Raw genomic sequence first — 21900 nt, 5'->3', positions numbered from 1 at the left:
AATGCCTCCCGCCATTCCGCTCGCGACCTACCGGCTCCAGCTCACCGCGGATTTCGATTTCGACAAGGCCGCCGCGGTCGTTCCTTATCTCAAGGCGCTGGGCATCACGCATCTCTACGCCTCGCCGGTGATGAAGGCCCGCAAAGGCTCGACCCATGGCTACGACACGGTCGATCACGGCCAGTTCAATCCCGAGCTCGGCGGCGAGGCCGGCTTTACGCGGCTGAGCCAGGCGCTTCAGCAGCACGATCTCGGGCTCATCATCGATTTCGTCCCCAACCATGTCGGCGTGCATTTTGCCGACAATCCCTGGTGGCTCGACGTGCTGGAATGGGGCCAGGCCTCGCCGCACGCCGCGTCCTTCGACATTGACTGGGACCAGCTGGCCTACCGCGCCCGCGGCGGCGTGCTGCTGCCGATCCTCGGCGCGTCCTACGGCGAGGCGCTGGAGCGCGGCGACATCGAGCTGCGCTACGACCCGGCCGAAGGGACTTTTTCCGCCTGGTATTTCGAGCACCGCTTACCGATCGCGCCGGAGCGCTATGGCGAGATGCTGCGGATCGTCGTCAAGGAGGCGGACGCGGCGGAAATGGAGCCCGGCAAGCGCCTGCTGTCGCTCGCGACCCGCTACACAGGGTTGCGGCGCCCCAATCGCAAGGAAGCTCCCGGCTTCAAGTCCGAGCTCAAGGAGATCGCAGGTGCCACTGAGGTCATCAAGCGCGGCCTTGCCGCCTATCGCGCCGGCAAGGACCGCCCGGCACAAACGCTGACGCTGCATCACCTCCTGGAGCGCCAGCACTACAAGCTCGGGCACTGGCGGCTTGCTTCCAGCGACATCAACTATCGCCGCTTCTTCGACGTCAACGGCCTCGCCGGCCTGCGCGTCGAGGACGCGAGCACGTTTGCCGCCACGCACCGGCTGGTGAAGCAGCTCATCGCCGACGGCAAATTGCAGGGAATCCGGCTCGATCACATCGACGGCCTGCGCGACCCGGCCCAATATTGCCAGCGGCTGCGCCGCCTGGTGCGCGACGCGCAGGGCAACGCAAAGCCCTTCTATACCGTGATCGAGAAGATCCTGTGCGAGCACGAACGCCTGCCGCATTTCGCCGGCGTCCAGGGCACCACCGGCTATGAATGGATGAATGTCATCACTCATGTGCTGGTCGATCCCAGGGGGCTGGAGGCGCTGGACGAGACCTGGCGGCAGATCAGCAACCGGCCGCCGCGGCTTGTGCCTTACGTCAAGGACGCCAAGCGGCGCGTGCTGGAGACGCTGCTCACCAGCGAGTTCACCGTGCTGACGCGCCTGCTTGCGCGCATCGCCAACGGCCATTATTCGACGCGGGACTTCTCGGCCGACAGCCTGCGGCAAGCGCTCGAGCTCTATGTGCTGCATTTCCCGGTCTATCGCACCTACCTGACGCACAGCGGTCCCACCGCGTCGGACCGCAAGCTGATCGACGACACCATCGCGCGCGCTCGCCGCGACTGGTTCGCCGCCGACGAAGGCATTTTCGACTTCCTGCGCGATGCCTTGACCATGGACTTGCTCAAGCCGGGCCGTCCGCCGCACAGCGCCCCGCGCGTGCGCCGCTTCGCGCTGAAGGTGCAGCAATTCACCGGCCCGATGATGGCAAAGTCGCTGGAGGACACCGCGTTCTATCAATTCCACCGGCTGCTGGCGCTGAACGAGGTCGGCGGCGACCCCGCCAGCACCGGCCTCAGCATTCCCGCCTTCCATCAGGCCATGCAGGGCCGCGCCAGGGAATGGCCGCAAGGCATGACCGCAACCGCCACCCACGACACCAAGCGTGGCGAGGATGCGCGCACGCGCATCGCATCGCTCAGCGAGATTCCCGGTGAATGGACCAGCGCGGTGGCGCGCTGGAAGGTGCTGAACGCCCCGCACCTCACGCTGCACGGCAATTTCCGCGCGCCGTCGGCAACGTTCGAATACATGCTCTACCAGACCCTGCTCGGTGTCTGGCCGGTTCAAGCGCCGGCCGATGCCGCCTTCATCGAGCGCATCCAGGCCTATGCTCTCAAGGCCGCGCGCGAGGGCAAGGAGGAGACGAGCTGGCTCAACCCGCATGAAGCCTATGAGAACGGCATCCGCGACTTCATCGCGAAGATCCTCGACCCCGACCAGTCCGCGGAATTCCTTCAGGCCTTGCAGACGCTGGCGCGCCGCGTCTCGCTGCTCGGCACGCTGAACTCGCTGAGCCAGCTCACGCTCAAGGCGACGCTGCCGGGCGTGCCGGACTTCTATCAAGGCACCGAATTCTGGGACCTGTCTCTGGTCGATCCCGACAACCGCCGCCCGGTGGACTTCGCCGCGCGCCACGCGGCGCTGCCATCACTGGAAGCGCCGGACTGGAGCGACCTGATCAAGAGCTGGCCGGACGGCAAGCTCAAGCTGGCCTGGACGCGGCATCTGCTCAAGCTGCGCAACGAGCTGGCCGACGTCTTCGCGCAGGGCGACTACCAGCCGCTTGAGGTACGGGGCGCCCATGCCGACCATGTCATCGCCTTCGCGCGTCGTCATGGCCGCGCCGCCGCGATCGTCGTTGTCGGGCGTCATTTCGCGCCTTTCAGCCAAGCGGGCCGGGAATGGCCCGCACCCGAAGCTATGGACGCCACCATCGACATCACGGGCTATGCCGTGCCCGGCCTTGCCGGCAACGACTTGCCGCTCGCGCAGGCCTTCCGTGACTGTCCTGCCTTGGTCATCGCGGCCCGAACGGCGAATGCTGTCAGGGCGCCGCGGCAACGCGTGCGCGCCTGAAAGTTACTTCTCCCCGTCTTTGGTCAGCAGCAATTGGCCGCGCTTCCTGATCGTGGCCTGCGCCATCTCGGCGAAGCGCTGCAGCAGCCAGGGCAGCACCACCTCGACCCGGACCTGATCGTCGCCGACATCGATCTGCCCCGTCGCGACTTGGCCGAGCGCGCGGATGCGGAAGGCCAGAGTGTCGCCGCTCCAGCGTTCCTCCTCGACCTGCATCACGGGAAGGCTCGCCGCGGCGCGGCCAAGCCCCGTCTTGAGCCGGCGCACCGCTTCTTCGCGGCCGAGACGATGCGGAATCGAGACGACGAGCGGTGCTGACATGGTCCTGCCTCTTCTGACTGACGTCACATAATCATGCCGGGTCGACCAACAAAGGTTCCATGCAAGTTGATCCCCCGGCTGTGTTTCAAGGCCGGAACTTTACAACCTACGGCAAGTTGCTCCCGCACAACGGGACAGGTTTGCAATGACCCTTCTTACGAAGGGCTGGAGGAGATTCGTATGTCAATCGGCACGATCATTCTGATCATCTTGATCATCGCCCTGCTCGGCGGCTTCAGCGGCATCGGCGGCGGGCCGTTCTATGGCACCGGCTATTACGGCGGCGGCGGCCTCGGGCTTGTCATCGTCATTCTGCTGATCCTGATCCTGATGGGAAGGATCTAGTACTGGCTCCGTAGGGTGGGCTAAGGCGCAACACGCCAAGCCCACCACTTCGCTCGAACGAAACAAGGTGGTGGGCACGCTCCGCTTTGCCCACCCTACGACACCCGCCTTCGCCGCAACAGCGGCAGACCTACTTCACCTTCCCCGCCAGCTTCTTGATCGCGGCCTTGATCGACACGGCGGCATCGTCGTAACCCTCCCACGCTTTCGATCGCGCCAGCAGGGCCGGCACGGTGCGCAGCGTATAGCGCTTGGGATCGAGGTCGCTCTTCACCTGCGCCCAGGTGACCGGCATCGACACGGTTGCGCCGGCGCGCGCTCGCGGCGACAGCGGAGCCACCGCCGTCGACATGCGGTCGTTGCGCAGATAATCCAGGAAGATCTTTCCCTTGCGCAGCTTCTTCGACATGTTGAGCAGATAGCGTTCGGGATCGTCGTCCGCCATCCACTGGCAGACGCCTTGCGCAAAGGCCTTGGCTTCCTTCCAGCTCACCTTGTCGCGCGCGCCATGGAGCAGCGGCACCACGACGTGAAGGCCCTTGCCGCCGGTGGTCTTGCAGAAGCTGTCCATGCCGATATCGGCGAGCCGCTGCCGCATCTCCTTCGCCGCCTCGACCACCTCGGGAAAGTCCACGTCGGGGGCGGGGTCGAGATCGAACACCAGGCGGCCCGGGGTGTCATAGGCATAGGGCGCGCAGTTCCAGGGATGCAGCTCGACGCCGCCGATCTGCGCCACCGCGGCGAGCCCTTCGATCCGGTCGATCTGAAGATACGGCTTGCGGTCGCCGGAGACCCGCGCAAGCTCAAGAAGGTTCGACGTGCCCTGCATCGCATGGCGCTGGAAGAAGCATTCGCCCTTGATGCCATCAGGCGCGCGGATCAGCGAGCACGGCCGGCCCTTGAGATGCACGATCATCCATTCGCCGACGGCTTCGAGGTAGCGGGCAAGGTCCAGCTTGGTGACGGCGCCACCATCGCCGTCATCCGGCCAGAGCGGCTTGTCCGGCTTGGAGATGACGACGCCCATGACCTCGGCATTTTGAGCGGTCTGCTTCACTCGCCCGCTCGCCTTCGCGCGCGCTGGCTTCCTGGTTTTGGGCTCGGCGAGCTCGGTGTCGACGGGCGTCTCCGCCTCGACCTCCTTGGCCGGCTTGTCCTGCCGCAGGCCCTTGAACGCCGCCTGGCGAATATTGCCGTCGGCCGTGAAGCCCGCGAATTCGATCTCGGCGACGAGCTCCGGCTTCAGCCAGTGCACGTCCCGCGTCTTCTTCGGCGCATTCTTGCCGCCGAACGGGCTTTCCTTGCTCTCAATCGCCTTCAGCGCCGGCATGATGCGCTTGACCTTGTCAGCGCCAAAGCCGGTGCCGACCATGCCGACGAAGGCGAGATGATCGCCGCGCTGCACGCCGGCCATCAGAGAGCGGAATTTGCCGTTGGTGGTCTTGTAGCCGCCGATCACCACCTCGTGGCCGGCGCGGCATTTCGACTTGACCCAGCTCTCGGTGCGCCCCGAACGATACGGCGCATTCAGCTTCTTCGACACCACGCCTTCGAGCTCGAGCTTGCAGGCCGATTGCAGCACGGCATCGCCGCCGCTCTCGAAATGCTCGACATAGCGGAGCTGGCTCGATTTCCGCTTGCGCGATTCCAGCAGCTTCTTGAGCTGCGCCTTGCGCTCCCCAAGCGGCAGCCGACGGTAGTCCTGCCCTTCCGCGAAGAGCAGATCGAAGGCGAAGAAGATCAGGTCGTCGGTCTTGCCATCGGACAGCGCAGCTTGCAGCGAGGAGAAGTTCGGCGCACCGTTGTGGTCGAGCGCGACGATCTCGCCGTCGATCATCACGTCCGGCAGCGCGGCGGCTTCCTCGGCGATGGAGGCGAATTTGCTGGTCCAGTCGAGGCCCTTGCGCGTCTTCAGCGTCGCCTCGCCGTCCTCGACCCGGAGCTGGACGCGATAGCCGTCGAACTTGATCTCGTGGCACCAGCCCTCGTCTCCGGGCGGCCGCTCGACCAGCGTGCAGAGCTGCGGCGCAACGAAATCCGGCATCTCTGACACCGTCTTGGCCCTCGCCGCGGTCGTGGCAGTTTTCTTCGCCGCTTTGCCGGCTTTCAACGCGGTGCGCGGCGCCGGCTTCACCGTCCGCCCTTTGGTCTCCTCGGCACGATTGGACTGCCAGACCGCGTCGGCCTTGCCCTTGGTCCCCTTCGCCAGCATGAACGGCTTCGGCGCGCGGCCCTTTCCCTCCGCGATCTGTTCCATCGCCCGGCCCGAGGCGACGGACTTGTCCTGCTCGAGAATATCGTTGTCCGCGCCTTCGCGGACATACTCGTCACGATGCTTGATCAAGAGCCAGTTGGTCCGCTTCTCGCCGCCACGGTTTCGCATCCGCACCAGCACCCAGCTTCCCTGCAGCTTGTCTCCGTGGAGCGTGAACTTCAGATCGCCTTTCTTGAAGCCGGCTTCCGGATCGTCCGATTCCCAGGTGCCGCGGTCCCACAACATCACGGTGCCGCCGCCGTACTGGCCTTCGGGGATCGTGCCTTCGAAATCGCCGTAATCGAGCGGATGGTCCTCGACTTCGACTGCAAGCCGCTTGTCGTGGGGATCGAGCGAAGGCCCCTTCGTCACCGCCCAGGACTTGAACACGCCGTCGAATTCGAGCCGGAGGTCGTAGTGCAGCCGGGTCGCATCATGCTTCTGGATGACGAAGCGCCGCTGTTTCGATGGCGCCACGGCGGTCTTGCCCGATGGCTCCGGCGTTTTCTCGAAGTCCCGCTTCTGTCGGTAGGTGGAGAGTTTCTGCAGCACGTCCGGTCCCGCTTCTCGTTCGGCACTTGAAGCCTATCACGGCGAAAGTCCCGCCCGGAACCAAAACCCCATGGGGCGGTTGGGGTTCCAAAACGCCTTGAAAACGCTGGAGAATGGAATGGCCCCGCGCGCCTATTGGAAGGGAACGTTGAAGCTGTCGCTGGTCAGTTGCCCGGTCGTGCTTTATCCGGCGACCACCGCGGCCGAGAAGACGCGATTTCACCTGATCAACCGCGAGACCGGGAACCGGCTCAAGCAGCAGATGATCGATTCCGAGACCGGCGACGTCGTCGAGAGCGAGCAGAAGGGCCGCGGCTACGAAGTGCGCAAGGGCAAGTATGTCGAGATCGAGCCGGAGGAGCTCGAGGCGGTCCAGATCGAGAGCAATCACACCATCGATATCGAGAGCTTCGTGCCACGCGAGGAGATCGACCAGCGCTATCTCAACCATCCCTATTACATCGCGCCCGACGGCAAGGCGGCGGTCGATGCGTTCGCGGTGATCCGCGACGCGATGAAGGACCAGGAGCGCGTGGCGCTCGCCAAGATCGTTCTGACCAATCGCGAGCACGTCATGGCGATCGAGCCGCGCGGCAAGGGCCTGCTCGGCACCACGCTGCGTTTCCCTTACGAGCTGCGCGAGGAGGACCAGTTCTTCGACGACATCAAGAGCCCGAAGATCACCAAGGACATGGTCGAGCTCGCCGGTCACATCCTGCAGACCAAGGCGGCGCATTTCGATCCCAGCAAGTTCAAGGACGAATACGAGGACGCGCTGAAGGCCCTGGTGAAGCGCAAGGCCAGCGGCAAGAAGATCGAGCTGCCCGAGCCCGAGGAGCGGCCGAGCAACGTCGTCAGCCTGATGGACGCACTGAAGCAGAGCCTGAAGGGACGCGGCGGGAAGAAGACGGCGGCGAAGTCCCATGCGCGCCGCGCGACCGGACGGCACCGCAGCGCGAAGAAGGCGCACCGGTCGACGGCAAGGCACAGGAAGGCGGGTTAGTTCGTCATTCCGGGGCGATGCGAAGCATCGAGCCCGGAATCCATCGTGCCAAGCGCGACGGGCAGAGAAATGGATTCCGGGCCCGCGCCAACGGGCGCGTCCCGGAATGACAGCCGGGGTCTATTCCCCCGCCTTGAGCCGATACCCGATCCCGGTCTCCGTCAGCACGTATTGCGGCCGTTCCGGATCGGCTTCGATCTTCTGGCGAAGCTGGCGGACATAGACGCGCAGATATTGCGCGTCGGTCAATTCGTCCCACAGCTCCTTCAGCAGGAAGCGGTGGGTGAGCACCTTGCCGGCGTGCTGCACCAGCACCCGCAACAGGTCGTATTCCTTCGGCGAGAGCTTCACCTCGCGATCCCCGGCCTTGACGATGCGGCGAACGAGATCGACCGAGAGATCGCCGGTGCGGAACACCGGGCGCTCGCCCTTGACCTGAAGCTGGTGGCGCAGCGCGGCGCGCAGGCGCGCCAGCAGCTCCTCCATGCCGAACGGCTTGGTGAGATAATCGTCGGCGCCGAGATCGAGCGCCTGGACCTTGCCGGCTTCGTCGCCGCGGCTCGACAGCACCACGATCGGCACGCCGTCGTTGCGGGCGCGGATGGTGCGGAGCAGCTCATGGCCTTGAACGTCGGGCAGGCCGAGATCGAGGATGATCAGCGCCGGCTCCTCGCCAAGTTTCTGCAGCGCCGTCTTGCCGTTCGGCGCTTCCAGGATTTCGTAGCCCTGGGTCGTCAGCCCCATCCGCAGCAATTTGCGGATCGGCGGCTCGTCGTCGATGACCAGGACCTTGATCGGAGCAGCGCTCATGCGGCGGTATCCAATGCGTGGCTCTCTGCCGGAACCGGCAGGCGAATGGTGAGGACCGCGCCGCTCCGCTCGCTGCGATTGGCGGCGGAGATCGTGCCGCGCATCGCCTCGACGAAGCCGCGGGAGATGGCAAGCCCGAGCCCGGTGCCGGGACGGACGTGATCGCCCTTCTGCACGCGATAGAACTTGTCGAACACGCTCTCGAGCTCGTCCGGTGGAATGCCGGCGCCCTCGTCGGCGACCTCGAGCACGACATGAGCGCTGTCGCGCCGGCCGCGGATCGAGATCGTGGTTTCGGGGGGCGCGTATTTCGCGGCGTTGTCAAGCAGGTTGAACAGCACCTGCTCGAACAGCACGGCGTCGAGCTGGAGCATCGGCAGCTCGGCGGCCAGCACCAGCTCGACCTTGTGGCGGCTGAGGATCTTGCTGGCGCGCCGGAGCGCGCTGCCGACGATCTCGCTGAGATCGTGCAGCGCTGTGTTGGGCACGATGGCGCCGGATTCGAGCTTGGTCATGTCCAGCAGATTGGCGATGAAGCGGTTGAGCCGCTCGGATTCGTCGATCACGGTGGCGAGCAAATCGCGCTTCTCGGTGTCCGAGAGCGCGCCGGCGAGATCGCGCATGGTGGAGGCCGCCCCTAACACCGAGGCGAGCGGCGTCTTCAAATCGTGCGAGATCGAGGTGAGCAGCGCCGAGCGCAGCCGCTCAGATTCGACGGTGCGCTTGACGCGGTCCATGTCCTCGACCAGCAGCACACGCTCGATCGCGAGCGCGCCCTGGTCGACCAGCGCATCGAGCAGCCGCCGCTGGTCCGGCGTCAGCAGCGGGCCGGTGCGATCGTTGTCGATGCCGATCACACCGATCGGCCCTCGGCCGGTGCGCATCGGCAAAAACAGCCGTTTTGCGCCCGGCAACGTGTCCGAGCCGCGGCCGGCCGGGCGATCGTTGCTCCAGGCCCAATTGGCGGCGGCAAGATCGGCCTGGTCGAGCTCGTCTTCGGGTGGATAGCCTGATTTCACCGTCAGCAGGCCTTCATCCGGCAACAGCAGCACCACGCGGACCTTCAGCATCAATGCGGTCTGGTAGGCACTCGCCCACAAGACGTCGTCGAGCGTGGCCGTGCCGGCCAGCTTGCGGCTGAAGGCATAGAGTTGCTCGGTCATCCTGATCCGGCCGATCGCGGTGTCGGCCTGGATGCGCACGCGCGCCGCGACATTGGAGACGATCATCGCCACCACCATGAACAGCACGAAAGCGGCGACATTGGTCGGGTCGGTGATCGTGAAGGTGTAGATCGGCGGGATGAAGAAGAAATTGTAGCAGAGCGAGGCCGCCACCGTGGCCAGCAGCGAGGGCCACAGGCCGTAGCGCACGGCAACCGCGACGACCGAGGTCAGCAGCACGAGATCGACGTTCTCGATGCCGAAATAGGGCTGGATCAGCTTGGCAGCGCCGAGACCCACAAGCACGATCCCAAGCGCCTTGAGAAAAGGCAAGGAATCGAACGGCTCGGATCGTGCGGCGGTCTGCACCGCCATCTTGGGCGCGGCCTCTTCGGAAAGCTCGTTCCCGGGGATGACGTGAACGCTGATATTGCCCGCGCGGCGCACCAGATCGTGCACGACCGAGCCGCGCGTCATCTCGAACCAGCGCGAGCGCGTCGACTTGCCGATCACGATCTGGGTGACGTTGTTGCCCTGCGCGAAACCGATGAGATCGTCCGCGATGCGGCGGCCGACGGCGGGAATGGTCAGCGCCTCGCCGCCGAGCGATTCCGCAAGCCGCAGCGTGTCGGCCAGCCGATCCCGCTCCTCGTCGGACAATTGCAGCGATCGCCGCGTCTCGATCGAAATCGCGGTGAACGGCGCATGCAGCCGGTCAGCCAATCGCTTGGTGTAGCGCACGAGGCCGGCCGCGCGCGGGTCCTCGCTGACGCAGACCAGGATGCGCTCGCCCGCCGCCCAGGGCCCCGGAATCGCATTCGCCTGCATGTGGTTGAGCAGCTGCTCGTCGACCCGCTCGGCGGTGCGCCGCAGTGCGAGCTCGCGCAGCGCCGTGAGATTGCCCGGCGAGAAATAATGCTCCAGCGCCCGCTCGGCCTGCTTGGGCACATAGACCTTGCCCTCCTTCAGGCGCTGGATCAGGTCGTCTGGCGTGAGGTCGATCAGCTCGATCGCGTCGGCTCGGTCGAACACCGAATCCGGTACGGTCTCGCGCACCCGGACATGGGTGATCTGGGCAACGACATCGTTCAGGCTCTCGATGTGCTGGATGTTGACGGCGGTATAGACGTCGATGCCATGCGAGAGCAGCTCCTCGACGTCGAGATAGCGCTTGGGATGGCGGCTTCCGGACGCATTGGTGTGGGCGAGCTCGTCGACCAGCGCGATCTGCGGCCGCCGCGCGATCACCGCGTCGAGGTCCATCTCTTCGACGATCTGGCCGCGGTAGTCCAGCCGCTTGCGCGGCACCACTTCGAGGCCGCGCACCAGCGCCTCGGTCTCGGCGCGGCCATGGGTCTCGACGAAGCCGACCACGACATCGATGCCGGCCTTGCGCTTGGCCTGGGCGCTTTGCAGCATCTCATAGGTCTTGCCGACGCCGGGAGCGGCGCCGACGAAGATCTTCAGCCTGCCGCTCGCCCCCTCCTCCCGGCGCGCCGCTTCCAGCAGGGCCTCCGGTGACGGACGTTGTTCGGGATCGCGACGCTCTCGGACCATCTTGCCAGTATAATCACCCGTCCACTGCGAGCCTAGACCGCTACTTCGCGGCCATGCGATCGAGCGCGAGATTCAAGGCCAGAACGTTAACCCGGGGCTCGCCGAGCAGGCCGAGCAGGCGGCCTTCGGTGCTGGCGGTCACGAGCTGCTTGACCTGATCCTCGGGCAGATTGCGCGCCTTCGCCACGCGCGGCACCTGGAATTGCGCCGCTTCCGGCGAGATGTTCGGGTCGAGGCCGCTGGCCGAAGTCGTCACCAGGTCGACCGGCACGGGGGCGTTCGGATTCTCGGCCCTGAGCTTGGCCACATCCTCCTTCAGCCGGTCGGCCAGCGCCTTGCTGGTCGGACCGAGATTGGAGCCGCCCGAATTGGCGGCGTTGTAGGGCGCGGGCACCGTCTTGGTCGAATCGTTCGGGTCCGGCGCCAGCGTCGCCGAGGGGCGGCCGTGGAAGTACTTGTCGTCCTTGAACTCCTGCCCGATCAGGGCGGAGCCGATCACCTTGCCGTCTTTCTCGATCAGGCTGCCTTGCGCCTGCACGGGAAACAGCGCGCCGGCAATGCCGGTCATGGCGAGCGGATAGGCAAGGCCCGTGATGGCGGTGAGCGCCAGCAAGAGGACGATGGCAGGGCGGATTTCTCTGAGCATGTTGGGTCTCCAATGTCTTCCGTCATTGCGAGCGAAGCGAAGCAATCCAGGGTCTTTCCACGGAGGCAGTCTGGATTGCTTCGTCGCAAGAGCTCCTCGCAATGACCGGTTACGCCAGGTGCAAGGCGGTCACCGCGAGGTCGATCGCCTTGATGCCGATGAAGGGAATGACGATGCCGCCGAGGCCGTAGATCAGGAGGTTGCGGCGGAGCAGCGCGCCGGCACCGACGGCGCGATAGGCGACGCCCTTCAGCGCCAGCGGAATCAGCGCGATGATGACGAGCGCGTTGAAGATGATGGCCGACAGGATGGCACTTTGCGGGCTCGACAGGTTCATGACGTTGAGGACGTTGAGCTGAGGGTAGAACGCCAGGAACATCGCCGGGATGATCGCAAAGTACTTGGCGACGTCGTTGGCGATCGAGAACGTGGTCAGCGCACCGCGCGTCATCAGGAGCTGCTTGCCGATCTCCACCACCTCGATCAGCTTGGTCGGGTTGGAGTCGAGATCGACCATGTTGCCGGCCTCGCGGGCGGCCTGAGTGCCGGTATTCATGGCGACGCCGACATCGGCCTGGGCGAGCGCCGGGGCGTCGTTGGTGCCGTCGCCGCACATCGCCACCAGCTTGCCCTTGGCCTGCTCGTCACGGATCAGCTTGAGCTTGTCCTCGGGCGTTGCCTGCGCCAGGAAGTCGTCGACGCCGGCTTCCGCGGCGATGGCGGCCGCCGTCATCGGGTTGTCGCCGGTGATCATGATGGTGCGGATGCCCATGCGGCGGAGTTCGGCGAAGCGCTCGCGGATACCGCCCTTGACGATGTCCTTGAGCTGGACGATGCCGAGCAACTTGCCGTCCCTGGCGACCGCCAGCGGTGTGCCGCCGGCCTTCGATATCTCATCGGCGATGGTCTGGATCTCGCGGCCAACCTCAGAGAGCCCGCCGGGCTGAAGGGCACGCGCGGTGCTGCCCGAGGCAACCGCCAGCGGTGCACCGCGGCCGACATAGTTCAGCATCGCATCGACCGCGCCCTTGCGCACCGACGAGCCGCCCGCATCGACGCCGCTCATGCGGGTCTGCGCCGTGAACGGAACGAAGGTCGCACCCAATTCGGCCATGTCGCGGCCGCGGATGCCGTACTTCTCCTTGGCCAGCACGACAATGGAGCGGCCTTCCGGCGTCTCGTCCGCGAGCGAGGCGAGCTGGGCGGCATCCGCCAGCTCCTGCTCCGTGACGCCGCGCACGGGACGGAAGGCGGTCGCCTGCCGGTTGCCGAGCGTGATGGTGCCGGTCTTGTCGAGCAGCAGCGTGTCGACGTCGCCGGCGGCCTCGACCGCGCGGCCCGACATCGCCAGCACATTGAAGCGCACCAGGCGGTCCATGCCGGCGATGCCGATGGCGGACAACAGCGCGCCGATCGTGGTCGGGATCAGCGTCACGAACAGAGCCACCAGCACGACCACCGAGATCGAGCCGCCGGCATAGGCGGCGTAGCTCGGGATCGTCACGGTGGCGAACACGAAGATGATGGTGAGGCCGGCGAGCAGGATGTTGAGCGCGATCTCGTTCGGCGTCTTCTGCCGCTCGGCGCCCTCGACCAGCTTGATCATGCGGTCGATGAAGGTCGATCCCTGCGCGGCGGTGATGCGCACCCGGATCCAGTCCGACAGCACCTGCGTCCCGCCCGTCACCGCCGAACGGTCGCCGCCGGATTCGCGGATCACGGGCGCGGACTCGCCGGTGATGGCGGCCTCGTTGACGGAGGCGACGCCCTCGACCACCTCGCCGTCCGAGGGGATGGTGTCGCCCGCCTCGACCAGCACGAGATCGCCGACCTTCAGGCTCGTGCCCGACACGAGCTTGTAGTCGCGGCCCGCGCCGCTCAGGAGCTTGGCCTGGCTCTCGGTGCGGGTCTTGCGCAGCGTCTCGGCCTGCGCCTTGCCACGGCCCTCGGCGACGGCTTCGGCGAGATTGGCGAACAGCACGGTGAACCACAGCCAGAGGATGATCTGGAAGGTGAAGCCGAGGTTTTCTCCGCCGGTGACGAGGTCGCGCAGGAAGATCACGGTGGTGAGCGCGGCCACGATCTCGACCACGAACATCACGGGGTTCTTGATCATGGCGCGCGGATCGAGCTTGGTGAAGGCAGCGCCGATCGCCGGCATCACGATCTTGGGATCCAGCATCGCCGAGACCGGCATGCGCTTGTTGGATTTGTGGACAGGTTCCATGGAGGTCACTCCGAAAAGCGAGATCAGAAGACGTTGCCGGCGTTCATCGCGAGATGCTCGACGATGGGACCGAGTGCGAGCGCCGGGAAGAAGGTCAGGCCGCCCATGATCAGGATGACGCCAACGACGAGGCCGACGAACAGGCCGCCGGTGGTCGGAAAGGTGCCCATCGACGGGGGGATCGACTTCTTCGCGGCGAGCGAGCCTGCGATCGCCATGGCCGGAACGATCATGAAGAAGCGACCGACGAACATCGCGCTGGCGAGCGTGAGATTGTAGAACAACGTGTTGCCGGTGAGGCCCGCGAAGGCCGAGCCGTTGTTGGCCGCCCCCGACGTGAAGGCGTACAGCACTTCGGTGAAGCCGTGCGGTCCGGCATTCGCCATCGACGCCACCGCCGCGGGATAAACCACAGCGACGGCGGCCCAGCCGAGAATCATCAGCGGCAGGACGAGAATGGCGAGCATCGCCATCTTGACCTCGCGCGCCTCGATCTTCTTGCCGACATATTCCGGTGTGCGGCCCACCATCAGGCCTGCGACGAAGATCGCAAGCACGACGAACAGCAGCATCCCGTACAGGCCGGCGCCGACGCCGCCGATGATGATCTCACCGAGCTGCATGTTGATCAGCGGGATCATGCCGCCGAGTGCGGTGAAGCTATCATGCATGGCGTTGACCGCGCCGCAGGAAGCGGCCGTGGTGATCACGGCGAACAGCGAGGACGCGACGATGCCGAAGCGGACCTCCTTGCCCTCCATGTTGCCGCCGGTCAGGCCCAGCGCATGCATGGTCGAGGTGCCCTGCGCTTCCGCCCAATAGCAGACGGCAACGCCTGCGACGAACAGCACGCCCATCACGGCGAGGATCGCCCAGCCCTGGCGTTGGTTGCCGACCATGCGGCCGAACACGTTGGTGAGCGCCGCGCCGAGCGCGAAGATCGATAGCATCTGCACGAAGTTCGACAGCGCGGTCGGATTCTCGAAGGGATGCGCGGCATTGGCATTGAAAAAGCCGCCGCCATTGGTCCCTAACATCTTGATCGCGACCTGCGAGGCCACCGGGCCGACCGCGATGGTCTGCCTGGCGCCTTCGAGCGTGGTCGCTTCGACGTAGTCGCCAAGCGTTTGCGGGATGCCCTGCCAGACCAGGAACAGCGTGAACACGACGCAGATCGGCAGCAGGATGTAGAGCGTGCAGCGGGTCACATCGACCCAGAAGTTGCCGATTGTGCGCATGGACGCGCGGGCAAAGCCGCGGATCAGGGCAACCGCGAGCACGATGCCGGTGGCCGCCGACAGGAAATTCTGGTGCGTCAGGCCGACCATCTGGGTCAGATAGGACAGCGTGCTCTCGCCGCCGTAGTTCTGCCAGTTGGTATTGGTGATGAAGGAGATCGCGGTGTTGAAGGACAAATCCTCGGCGACCGCGGACTGACCGGCCGGATTGAACGGCAGCACGGCCTGCAGCCGCATCAGGCCGTAGATGATGAGGAAGCCACCGACATGAAACAGCAGCATCGCGACCGTGTAGGTCAGCCAGTGCTGCTCGCGCTTCTCGTCGACGCCGGAGATCCAATAGATGCCGGCCTCGATCGGCCGCAGGACGGGCGACAGGAAGGTGCGCTCGCCGTTGAACACGCGCGTCATGTACCAGCCGAGCGGCTTGGTCAGCGCGACCACGATCGCGCAATAGAGAATGATCTGGAACCAACCGATCACAGTCATGGCATTAACCCTTCAGGCTTTTGGTCCGGCGCAAAAGCGGCAGGAGCAGCGCGAGCAGGCCCGCGACGAGCGCAGCCTCGGCCAGAAGCAATTTTGCGAGCAGCAGCACGGCGTCAGAACCGCTCGGGCCGCAGCAGTGCATAGGTGAGATAGATCAGGAGGCCGAACGAGACGGCGCCGGCGAGCGCATAATCGAAGATCATGGTCCGCTCCCTCACAGCCGTTCGCAGGCATAGGTGTAGCCGATCGCGAGGGCAAAGAAGAAGAAGCCCAGCGCCAGCATCAAAAGGTCCATCATGGCGATACTCCTTAGGAGAGACGAGTCCGGGATAGCCCGTCTCTGGATCCCGGCGGGCCGCTTGCTGCAATCGAGCGCGGCACGGGCCGGAACTTCACCGGCCTGAAGTGCCACCGTGCCCATAGGTTTTCGAGATGAGACCTGTGGCGACGTTATAGGAATCTCATAAAGGCCGACCCGTCTCGGCGCAGGGCTATCGCGGCTGAGAGCCTTCCCCGCAGCCATCCTTCGAGACGCCCGCTTGGGGCGGGCTCCTCAGGATGAGGGCGGAGTGCGCGGCCATAGTTTCAGCGGGCACTGACGCCGATGAGCCTCATCCTGAGGAGGCGCGTCAGCGCCGTCTCGAAGAACGAGGCGTGCGCACGGGCTGCCGCTACGAGTCCGCTGACCGGGAAGACCCGGCCGCTTATGGAATCCCTATATCTCTCGCCCGATCCCTCTCTCGTTTTCAAATGCTCTTCCCGCCACCTTGGCGAGGCCGGCCGACTGACCGACGCCAATTCCAGGAGGCCTGACATGACCGCTCTCCACCCGCTCGATCTCCCCTCGCTCGCCGAACAGCTGCGCAAGGCCCATTCAATGACGCGGCCGCTGATGCTCGACATCATCGGTCGCGCCTGCCGACGCTTGCCGTCGCTGGGCCGGAGCGAACGCGCAGCCCGCGTCATGCGCCTGATCGATGCGGAAGCCTGGGCCGATGCGGCGCTGGCGCTGATGGAGCTCGAGCTGCCGATGTGGCAGGTCCGCCGCATCGCCTACGATGACGGCGAGTGGCATTGCGCGCTGTCGCGCGAGCGCGAGCTGCCGGACTGGCTGGATTCCGCGGTCGATGCGCGCCATGCCGACCTCGCGCTCTCTCTGTTGTCGGCGTTCGTCGAAGTCCGGACGCTGGCCATCGAAGTGTCGCGGCCGAGCGTTCCGTCTGTGCGCCCTATGCTGGATCCGCTTTACGAGCCGGTCGCCTGCCACAATTCCCGCTAGACGCATCTGAAAGGACACGAGAAATGCCGACGCCGATTCTCGGCTTTGAACGCCCCCGTCTGAGGGCTGAACAGCAGTTGCGCATATCGAAGCTGCGCAAAGCTCGACTCGAGCGTATCGCCCTGGATGGGTTGGCCATGCTGTCGATGGGCAGCGTGCTCACCGCGCTGATCGCGCTGAGGACCGCAATCCATATCTGGCATCTCCACGCCTGACCGGCATTGCAGATGTCATGACTTTTCGCGGCCTCGGCGGCTAGCGCCTCACCTCCGCCTCGATCAGGCGCGCCAGCTCCGACGCGGTGACCTCGATCGGCCGGCCGCTGCGCTCGACGCGGGCCTGGATCAGCGCGCCCTGGAGCGCCGACGTGCAGAGCACCGCCAGCGCCTCCGCCCGCGGCCTGGCAAACCCTTCGGCGACCAGCTTGTCACGCAGGATCGATAGCCGTGCCGCATAGGCCTTGCGACCGGCCTCCGACACGGCGCGCTCGCGCGGCGCAAGCTCGAGCAGCACGGTCGTGATCGGGCAGCCGTTACGGAAGCCGGAGCCCTGCATCCAGCCTGCCAGCAGTCTGGCGTGCGCGCGCAAGAGCTCGCCGGTCGAACCGCACTCTGCCGCGAGCTCGGCGACCGTCGCCGCGACGCGGCGGCCCGCCTCCTCCACCGCCGCCACCGCGATCGAGGATTTTCCGTCCGGAAAGTAATGATAGAGCGACCCCTTCGGCGCGCCGCTGACGTCGACGATGTCGTTGAGGCCGGTGCGGGCAAATCCCTGGCGGCGGAATAGCGTCACCGCGGCATTGATGATGGGCTGACGGTGCTTCGGCACGGCCGGCATGGCACTCTCCTCCGCTCTGAAATTATATTGATTGGTCTACATCAGCCTCCGACAGTCAAGGCATGGCAATGACGGAGAGAGGCAGATGCCTGAGAGAGTGACCTATGAACTGAACGACGGCGTGGCGCGGATCGGGCTCGACGACGGCAAGGTCAACGTGATGTCGGCCGCGATGCTGGGCGAGATCGGCGCCGCCTTCGACCGCGCCGAGACGGAGGCGGAGATCGTGGTGCTGCGCTCAGGCCGGCCCGGCATCTTTTCCGCGGGCTTCGATCTGAAAGTGTTCGCCTCGGGCGATGCTGCCAAGAGCCTGGAGATGGTCCGGGCCGGCGCCGAGCTTGCGCTGCGGCTGATGTCGTTTCCGCATCCGACCATCGGCGTGATGGAGGGCCATGCTTACCCGATGGGAACGTTCCTGCTGCTCGCCTGCGACGTCAGGCTGGGCGCGCGCGGACCGCACCGCATGGGGCTGAACGAGGTGGCGATCGGCATCGCGCCTCCCAGCTTTGCCATCGAGCTCGCGCGCAGCCGGCTGCAGCCGGCCTGGCTCAGCCGTACCGTCACGCTGGGCGAGATGTACGAGCCCGAGGAGGCGCAGACGGCCGGCTTTCTCGATCGCGTGGTTGCACCTGAGATGGTCGACGCCACGATCGAGACGATCATCACCGGCCTGCGCGCCATCCACAAGCCGTCGCATGCCACCGCAAAGCGGCGCCTGCGCCGGGGAGCCATGGACGCCATGCGCGCGGCGATCGACCGCGAGCTGACCATGGCTGCCTATGAGGCAAGCAACCGCGCGCGCAGCGCAGTCGCGCTGCCCGGTTGAGGCCGGCTATCCCGCGGAAAAGGCGTTGCCTAAAACCACCTGGCCGATCTGGCGCAGTTTCACGGAACCGTGTAGAGCGGTTTCATGAGCACCAGCAACGTCAACGTCGTCGCCCACCCCCTGGTCCAGCACAAGCTCTCCCTGATGCGGGAGAAGGACCGCTCGACCAAGAGCTTTCGCGAGATCCTGAACGAGATCGGGATGCTGCTCGGCTACGAGGTGACGCGCGACCTGCCGCTGGAGCTGGTGGAGATCGAGACGCCGATCGCGGCGATGCAGGCGCCAAAGATCGCCGGGAAGAAGCTCACGCTGGCGCCGATCCTGCGCGCCGGCGTCGGCTTCCTAGACGGCATGCTGGCGCTGATGCCTTCGGCGCGCATCGCCCATATCGGGCTCTACCGCGACCCGGAGACGCTGCAGGCCGTGGAATATTACTTCAAGGCGCCGCAGGACCTGTCCGACCGCACCGTGATCCTGATGGATCCGATGCTGGCGACCGGCAATTCCGCCTGCGCCGGCGCCTCCCTGCTCAAGGCGCGCGGCGCCCGCGACATCCGCTTCGTCTGCCTCCTGGCCGCCCCTGAAGGCATCGCCAAGTTCCAGAGCGAGCATCCCGACGTGACGATCTGGACCGCCGCGATCGACGAGCGGCTCAACGACCACGGCTATATCGTGCCGGGCCTGGGCGACGCCGGCGACCGGATGTTCGGCACCAAGTAGACAGGCTTGCGCGACCGGGTTAGTCCGATGGCCATGAGCGCCAACGATTTTTCGCTGCAATCGCTGCTCCGGATCAAGACCGCCGCCGACCCTGCCCTGGTATTCGACGGCAAGGCCGTCTCTCGCGCGGAATTCTCGGCGAAGATCGAGCAGACCGCCGCCTGGCTGGCCGCGCAAGGCATCGGCAAGGGCGACGTCGTCGCAGTCTGGCTGGTCAACCGGGTCGAATGGCTTGCACTGCTGTTCGCCGCCGCACGGCTCGGTGCGGTCGTCGCCGCCGTCAATACGCGCTATCGCAGCGCAGAAGTCGCGCACCTGCTCAAGCTATCAGGCGCGAAGCTCATGGTCGTCGAGGCCGCATTTCGCGCGATCGACTTTGCCGCCATCCTCGCCGATGTCGCCGAGGCCGAGGTGCCCGCGCTGCAACGGCTGGCCGTGGTCGGCGCGGATGCGATCCCCGCACGCTGGCCCTGCGTGCGGTTCGATGCGTTCGAGACGCCTTACCCGCCCCCTCCGCCGATCCAGTATGATGTCGATCTGCCCGTGCTGCTCTACACCACGTCAGGCACGACCAAGGGGCCGAAGCTGGTCGCGCATTCGCAAGCGACGCTGGCGACGCACGCCGTCTCCGTCGCCCGCGCGCTCCAGCTCGATCCCCGGCGTCATTCGCTGCTGGCGATGCTGCCGTTCTGCGGCACGTTCGGCATGACGAGCCTGCTCGGCTTCCTCGCCGCCGGTGCGACTATTCATGTGCTCGACGCCTTCGAGGCAGCGCCGGCGCTGAAGATCCTTAGCACGGAGCGCATCACGCATTCCTTCGGTTCGGACGAGATGTTCCGGCGCATCCTCGCCCTCACCGATGCACCACGCCCGTTTCCGCATCTCGAAGTCTGCGGCTTCGCCGCGTTCCAGCCCGGCTGGCGCGAGCTGGCTGTGGAAGCCGAAGCGCGCGGCATGAAGCTGTATGGCCTCTACGGATCGAGCGAGGTGCAGGCGCTGTTCTCGATCGGCCGCCCCGGCGATGCCTTTGCCGATCGGGTCGAGGGCGGCGGCTGGCCGATGTCGCCGGAGGCGAAAGTCCGCGTGCGCGAGGTCGAGACAGGCGAGCTCGCTGCCAGCGGCGTCTCCGGCGAGATCGAGATCAGCGCGCCCTCGCGCTTCCTCGGCTACTTCAACAATCCGGAGGCGACGCGCGAGGCGATCACCGCCGACGGCTTCTTCCGGACCGGCGACATCGGCCGGCTGCGCGGCGACGGGTCGTTCGTCTACGAGACTCGCGCCGGCGATGCGATGCGCCTCGGCGGCTTCCTGGTCGCGCCCGGTGAGATCGAGGACGAGCTCAAATCCTGCACCGGTGTCGCCGACGCCCAGGTCGTCGCCATCGATCTCAAGGGCCAGGCGCGCTGCGTCGCCTTCGTGATCCCGACAACGGAGCCGCCCATCCAGGAGACGCTGATCGCGCGTCTGCGCGAGCGGCTCGCCGGCTACAAGGTGCCGGCGCGGATCTATGTCGTGGATGCCTTTCCGGTCACCGACAGCGCCAACGGCGTGAAGATCCAGCGCGCCCGGCTTCGCGCCATGGCGATGGAGCGGATCGCCGCCGAATAGACCCGTTCAGTACGACTTGTTCAGTACGATTTGGCGAGCCCCAGCACCTTTTCCGCGATGAAGCTGAGCGCGAGCTGCGGGCTGACCGGCGCGATGCGCGGGATCAGCACCTCCCGCAAATAGCGCTCGACATGGAATTCCTTGGCGTAGCCGAAGCCGCCATGGGTCATCACCGCCTGCTCGCAGGCCGAGAAGCCCGCTTCGCCCGCCAGATATTTTGCGGCATTGGCCGCGGCGCCGCAGGGCATGCCCTTGTCGTATTGCCAGGCCGCCGACATCACCATCAGCCAGGCCGCCTCGAGCTCGACCCAGTTCACCGCAAGCGGATGCTGGATGCCCTGGTTCTTGCCGATCGGCCGGTTGAACACGATTCGCGTCTTGGCGTATTCGGTCGCGCGCGATAGCGCGAGTTTTCCCAAACCGACAGCCTCGGCCGCGATCAGGATGCGCTCCGGATTCATGCCTTCGAGGATGTACTCGAAACCCTTGCCTTCCTCGCCGATCCGATCCTCCATCGGGATCTCGAAGTCCTCGAAGAACAGCTCGTTGGAATCGACGATCTTGCGGCCCATCTTTTCGATCTCGTGGACCTTGATCCTGTTGCGGTCGAAATCGGTGTAGAACAGGCTGAGACCGTGGGTAGGCGAGCGCACCTCCTCCAGCGGCGTGGTGCGCGCCAGCAGCAAAATCTTGTGCGCGACCTGCGCCGTCGAGATCCACACTTTCTGACCATTGACGATGTAGCGGTCGTTCTTGGCGACCGCGCGGGTCTTGAGCTGGGTGGTGTTGAGGCCGGTGTTGGGCTCGGTGACGGCGAAGCACGCCTTCTCGCGGCCTTCGACCATCGGCGGCAGCATGCGCCTGCGCTGCTCCTCGGTGCCGAACACGACGACGGGGTTGAGCCCGAACACGTTGATGTGCACTGCCGAGGCACCGGACATGCCGGCACCCGACTCGGCAATGGTGCGCATCATGATCGCCGCTTCCGTGATGCCAAGCCCGGAGCCGCCATACTCTTCCGGCACGCAGATGCCGAGCCAGCCGGCGTCCGCCAGCGCCTTGTGGAAGTCGTGCGGGAAGCCGCCGTCGTGGTCCTTCTTCAGCCAATAGGCGTCGGGAAAGCCTTCGCAGATCTTGGCGATGGCGTCGCGAATGGCTTCCTGCTGATCGGTGAGCGCGAAATCCATGGTCTTGATCTCCCTTCGCCAAGCGTTCTTTAGCTCGAAAAACTGCAGGC

19 protein-coding genes are annotated in these 21900 nt (G+C 65.7%); 8 read left to right on the top strand and 11 right to left on the bottom strand.

The features are described 5' to 3' along the window. The first annotated feature begins 1 nt into the window (after position 1). The gene (gene treY, locus ACVWYQ_RS33620; RefSeq protein WP_404543192.1) at positions 2 to 2788 is read left to right on the top strand and encodes a malto-oligosyltrehalose synthase; all 2787 of its coding nucleotides are present in this window, start codon (positions 2 to 4) and stop codon (positions 2786 to 2788) included. A 3-nt stretch (positions 2789 to 2791) separates the two neighbouring features. Here the strand turns inward: treY and ACVWYQ_RS33615 are convergent, their stop codons facing one another. Next, positions 2792 to 3109 carry a polyhydroxyalkanoic acid system family protein gene (locus ACVWYQ_RS33615; protein ID WP_404543194.1) on the bottom strand — a complete coding sequence of 106 codons (318 nt, stop codon included), beginning with the start codon at positions 3107 to 3109 and terminating at the stop codon, positions 2792 to 2794. Positions 3110 to 3289: 180 nt separating this feature from the next. On the opposite strand from ACVWYQ_RS33615, the gene ACVWYQ_RS33610 reads away from it, so the two are divergent. Further along, the gene (locus ACVWYQ_RS33610; RefSeq protein WP_009798696.1) at positions 3290 to 3454 is read left to right on the top strand and encodes a DUF3309 family protein; all 165 of its coding nucleotides are present in this window, start codon (positions 3290 to 3292) and stop codon (positions 3452 to 3454) included. Positions 3455 to 3584: 130 nt separating this feature from the next. On the opposite strand, the gene ligD is transcribed toward ACVWYQ_RS33610, so the two are convergent. After that, on the bottom strand, positions 3585 to 6260 hold the full coding sequence (gene ligD / locus ACVWYQ_RS33605) for a DNA ligase D (RefSeq protein ID WP_404543196.1): 2676 nt from the start codon (positions 6258 to 6260) through the stop codon (positions 3585 to 3587). A 118-nt stretch (positions 6261 to 6378) separates the two neighbouring features. On the opposite strand from ligD, the gene ku reads away from it, so the two are divergent. Then, positions 6379 to 7263 carry a non-homologous end joining protein Ku gene (gene ku, locus ACVWYQ_RS33600; RefSeq protein WP_157281790.1) on the top strand — a complete coding sequence of 295 codons (885 nt, stop codon included), beginning with the start codon at positions 6379 to 6381 and terminating at the stop codon, positions 7261 to 7263. Positions 7264 to 7383: 120 nt separating this feature from the next. Here ku and ACVWYQ_RS33595 read toward each other — a convergent pair whose 3' ends face one another. The 7 genes from ACVWYQ_RS33595 to ACVWYQ_RS33565 all read right to left on the bottom strand — a co-directional run bounded on the left by ACVWYQ_RS33595 (position 7384) and on the right by ACVWYQ_RS33565 (position 15814). Next, positions 7384 to 8073, bottom strand: a complete 690-nt coding sequence (locus tag ACVWYQ_RS33595) for a response regulator (protein ID WP_271542004.1) — start codon at positions 8071 to 8073, stop codon at positions 7384 to 7386. Then, positions 8070 to 10793: a DUF4118 domain-containing protein gene (locus tag ACVWYQ_RS33590; protein ID WP_456726995.1), complete on the bottom strand. Its 2724-nt coding sequence runs from the start codon at positions 10791 to 10793 to the stop codon at positions 8070 to 8072. The genes ACVWYQ_RS33595 and ACVWYQ_RS33590 overlap by 4 nt, the downstream gene beginning before the upstream one ends. Before the next feature lie 40 nt (positions 10794 to 10833). Then, entirely contained in the window at positions 10834 to 11439 is a 606-nt protein-coding gene (locus ACVWYQ_RS33585) for a K(+)-transporting ATPase subunit C (RefSeq protein WP_456726994.1), read from the bottom strand. A 109-nt stretch (positions 11440 to 11548) separates the two neighbouring features. Beyond that, positions 11549 to 13666 carry a potassium-transporting ATPase subunit KdpB gene (gene kdpB, locus ACVWYQ_RS33580; protein ID WP_275508596.1) on the bottom strand — a complete coding sequence of 706 codons (2118 nt, stop codon included), beginning with the start codon at positions 13664 to 13666 and terminating at the stop codon, positions 11549 to 11551. Positions 13667 to 13689: 23 nt separating this feature from the next. Then, a complete protein-coding gene (gene kdpA / locus ACVWYQ_RS33575) occupies positions 13690 to 15393 on the bottom strand; it encodes a potassium-transporting ATPase subunit KdpA (protein WP_456726993.1) in 1704 nt (567 codons plus the stop codon). A gap of 113 nt (positions 15394 to 15506) precedes the next feature. Next, a complete protein-coding gene (locus ACVWYQ_RS33570; protein WP_035698142.1) occupies positions 15507 to 15596 on the bottom strand; it encodes a K(+)-transporting ATPase subunit F in 90 nt (29 codons plus the stop codon). Positions 15597 to 15607: 11 nt separating this feature from the next. Further along, positions 15608 to 15814 carry a hypothetical protein gene (locus ACVWYQ_RS33565; RefSeq protein WP_456726992.1) on the bottom strand — a complete coding sequence of 69 codons (207 nt, stop codon included), beginning with the start codon at positions 15812 to 15814 and terminating at the stop codon, positions 15608 to 15610. Positions 15815 to 16207: 393 nt separating this feature from the next. On the opposite strand from ACVWYQ_RS33565, the gene ACVWYQ_RS33560 reads away from it, so the two are divergent. After that, positions 16208 to 16672, top strand: a complete 465-nt coding sequence (locus ACVWYQ_RS33560) for a hypothetical protein (protein WP_456726991.1) — start codon at positions 16208 to 16210, stop codon at positions 16670 to 16672. Between the two features lie 23 nt (positions 16673 to 16695). After that, the gene (locus tag ACVWYQ_RS33555) at positions 16696 to 16887 is read left to right on the top strand and encodes a hypothetical protein (protein ID WP_456726990.1); all 192 of its coding nucleotides are present in this window, start codon (positions 16696 to 16698) and stop codon (positions 16885 to 16887) included. A gap of 40 nt (positions 16888 to 16927) precedes the next feature. Here the strand turns inward: ACVWYQ_RS33555 and ACVWYQ_RS33550 are convergent, their stop codons facing one another. Beyond that, entirely contained in the window at positions 16928 to 17509 is a 582-nt protein-coding gene (locus tag ACVWYQ_RS33550) for a TetR/AcrR family transcriptional regulator (protein WP_456726989.1), read from the bottom strand. Between the two features lie 85 nt (positions 17510 to 17594). Here ACVWYQ_RS33550 and ACVWYQ_RS33545 point away from each other — a divergent pair, with 85 nt between their 5' ends. From ACVWYQ_RS33545 to ACVWYQ_RS33535, 3 genes are all read left to right on the top strand, one after another. Further along, positions 17595 to 18335 (top strand): crotonase/enoyl-CoA hydratase family protein, encoded by a 741-nt coding sequence (locus tag ACVWYQ_RS33545; protein ID WP_456726988.1) that lies wholly within the window; start codon positions 17595 to 17597, stop codon positions 18333 to 18335. Between the two features lie 84 nt (positions 18336 to 18419). Further along, positions 18420 to 19055: a uracil phosphoribosyltransferase gene (gene upp, locus ACVWYQ_RS33540; protein ID WP_404653129.1), complete on the top strand. Its 636-nt coding sequence runs from the start codon at positions 18420 to 18422 to the stop codon at positions 19053 to 19055. A gap of 33 nt (positions 19056 to 19088) precedes the next feature. After that, positions 19089 to 20663 carry an AMP-binding protein gene (locus tag ACVWYQ_RS33535; protein WP_456727234.1) on the top strand — a complete coding sequence of 525 codons (1575 nt, stop codon included), beginning with the start codon at positions 19089 to 19091 and terminating at the stop codon, positions 20661 to 20663. 20 nt (positions 20664 to 20683) lie between these two features. On the opposite strand, the gene ACVWYQ_RS33530 is transcribed toward ACVWYQ_RS33535, so the two are convergent. Beyond that, positions 20684 to 21850 carry an acyl-CoA dehydrogenase family protein gene (locus tag ACVWYQ_RS33530; protein ID WP_036007218.1) on the bottom strand — a complete coding sequence of 389 codons (1167 nt, stop codon included), beginning with the start codon at positions 21848 to 21850 and terminating at the stop codon, positions 20684 to 20686. Positions 21851 to 21900: the final 50 nt, after the last annotated feature.

The sequence above is a fragment of the Bradyrhizobium sp. USDA 3397 genome, from assembly GCF_054060965.1.
Note: the sequence above shows the minus strand (reverse complement) of the source record. Positions and strands in the feature narration are given on the sequence as shown.

Bases quoted from the DNA above. Each gene is read 5' to 3' on its own strand.
- treY (WP_404543192.1), top strand. From the start codon at position 2: ATGCCTCCCGCCATTCCGCTCGCGACCTACCGGCTCCAGCTCACCGCG.
- ACVWYQ_RS33615 (WP_404543194.1), bottom strand. From the start codon at position 3,109: ATGTCAGCACCGCTCGTCGTCTCGATTCCGCATCGTCTCGGCCGCGAA.
- ACVWYQ_RS33610 (WP_009798696.1), top strand. From the start codon at position 3,290: ATGTCAATCGGCACGATCATTCTGATCATCTTGATCATCGCCCTGCTC.
- ku (WP_157281790.1), top strand. From the start codon at position 6,379: ATGGCCCCGCGCGCCTATTGGAAGGGAACGTTGAAGCTGTCGCTGGTC.
- ACVWYQ_RS33595 (WP_271542004.1), bottom strand. From the start codon at position 8,073: ATGAGCGCTGCTCCGATCAAGGTCCTGGTCATCGACGACGAGCCGCCG.
- ACVWYQ_RS33590 (WP_456726995.1), bottom strand. From the start codon at position 10,793: ATGGTCCGAGAGCGTCGCGATCCCGAACAACGTCCGTCACCGGAGGCC.
- ACVWYQ_RS33585 (WP_456726994.1), bottom strand. From the start codon at position 11,439: ATGCTCAGAGAAATCCGCCCTGCCATCGTCCTCTTGCTGGCGCTCACC.
- kdpB (WP_275508596.1), bottom strand. From the start codon at position 13,666: ATGGAACCTGTCCACAAATCCAACAAGCGCATGCCGGTCTCGGCGATG.
- kdpA (WP_456726993.1), bottom strand. From the start codon at position 15,393: ATGACTGTGATCGGTTGGTTCCAGATCATTCTCTATTGCGCGATCGTG.
- ACVWYQ_RS33570 (WP_035698142.1), bottom strand. From the start codon at position 15,596: ATGATCTTCGATTATGCGCTCGCCGGCGCCGTCTCGTTCGGCCTCCTG.
- ACVWYQ_RS33565 (WP_456726992.1), bottom strand. From the start codon at position 15,814: ATGGGCACGGTGGCACTTCAGGCCGGTGAAGTTCCGGCCCGTGCCGCG.
- ACVWYQ_RS33560 (WP_456726991.1), top strand. From the start codon at position 16,208: ATGACCGCTCTCCACCCGCTCGATCTCCCCTCGCTCGCCGAACAGCTG.
- ACVWYQ_RS33555 (WP_456726990.1), top strand. From the start codon at position 16,696: ATGCCGACGCCGATTCTCGGCTTTGAACGCCCCCGTCTGAGGGCTGAA.
- ACVWYQ_RS33550 (WP_456726989.1), bottom strand. From the start codon at position 17,509: ATGCCGGCCGTGCCGAAGCACCGTCAGCCCATCATCAATGCCGCGGTG.
- ACVWYQ_RS33545 (WP_456726988.1), top strand. From the start codon at position 17,595: ATGCCTGAGAGAGTGACCTATGAACTGAACGACGGCGTGGCGCGGATC.
- upp (WP_404653129.1), top strand. From the start codon at position 18,420: ATGAGCACCAGCAACGTCAACGTCGTCGCCCACCCCCTGGTCCAGCAC.
- ACVWYQ_RS33535 (WP_456727234.1), top strand. From the start codon at position 19,089: ATGAGCGCCAACGATTTTTCGCTGCAATCGCTGCTCCGGATCAAGACC.
- ACVWYQ_RS33530 (WP_036007218.1), bottom strand. From the start codon at position 21,850: ATGGATTTCGCGCTCACCGATCAGCAGGAAGCCATTCGCGACGCCATC.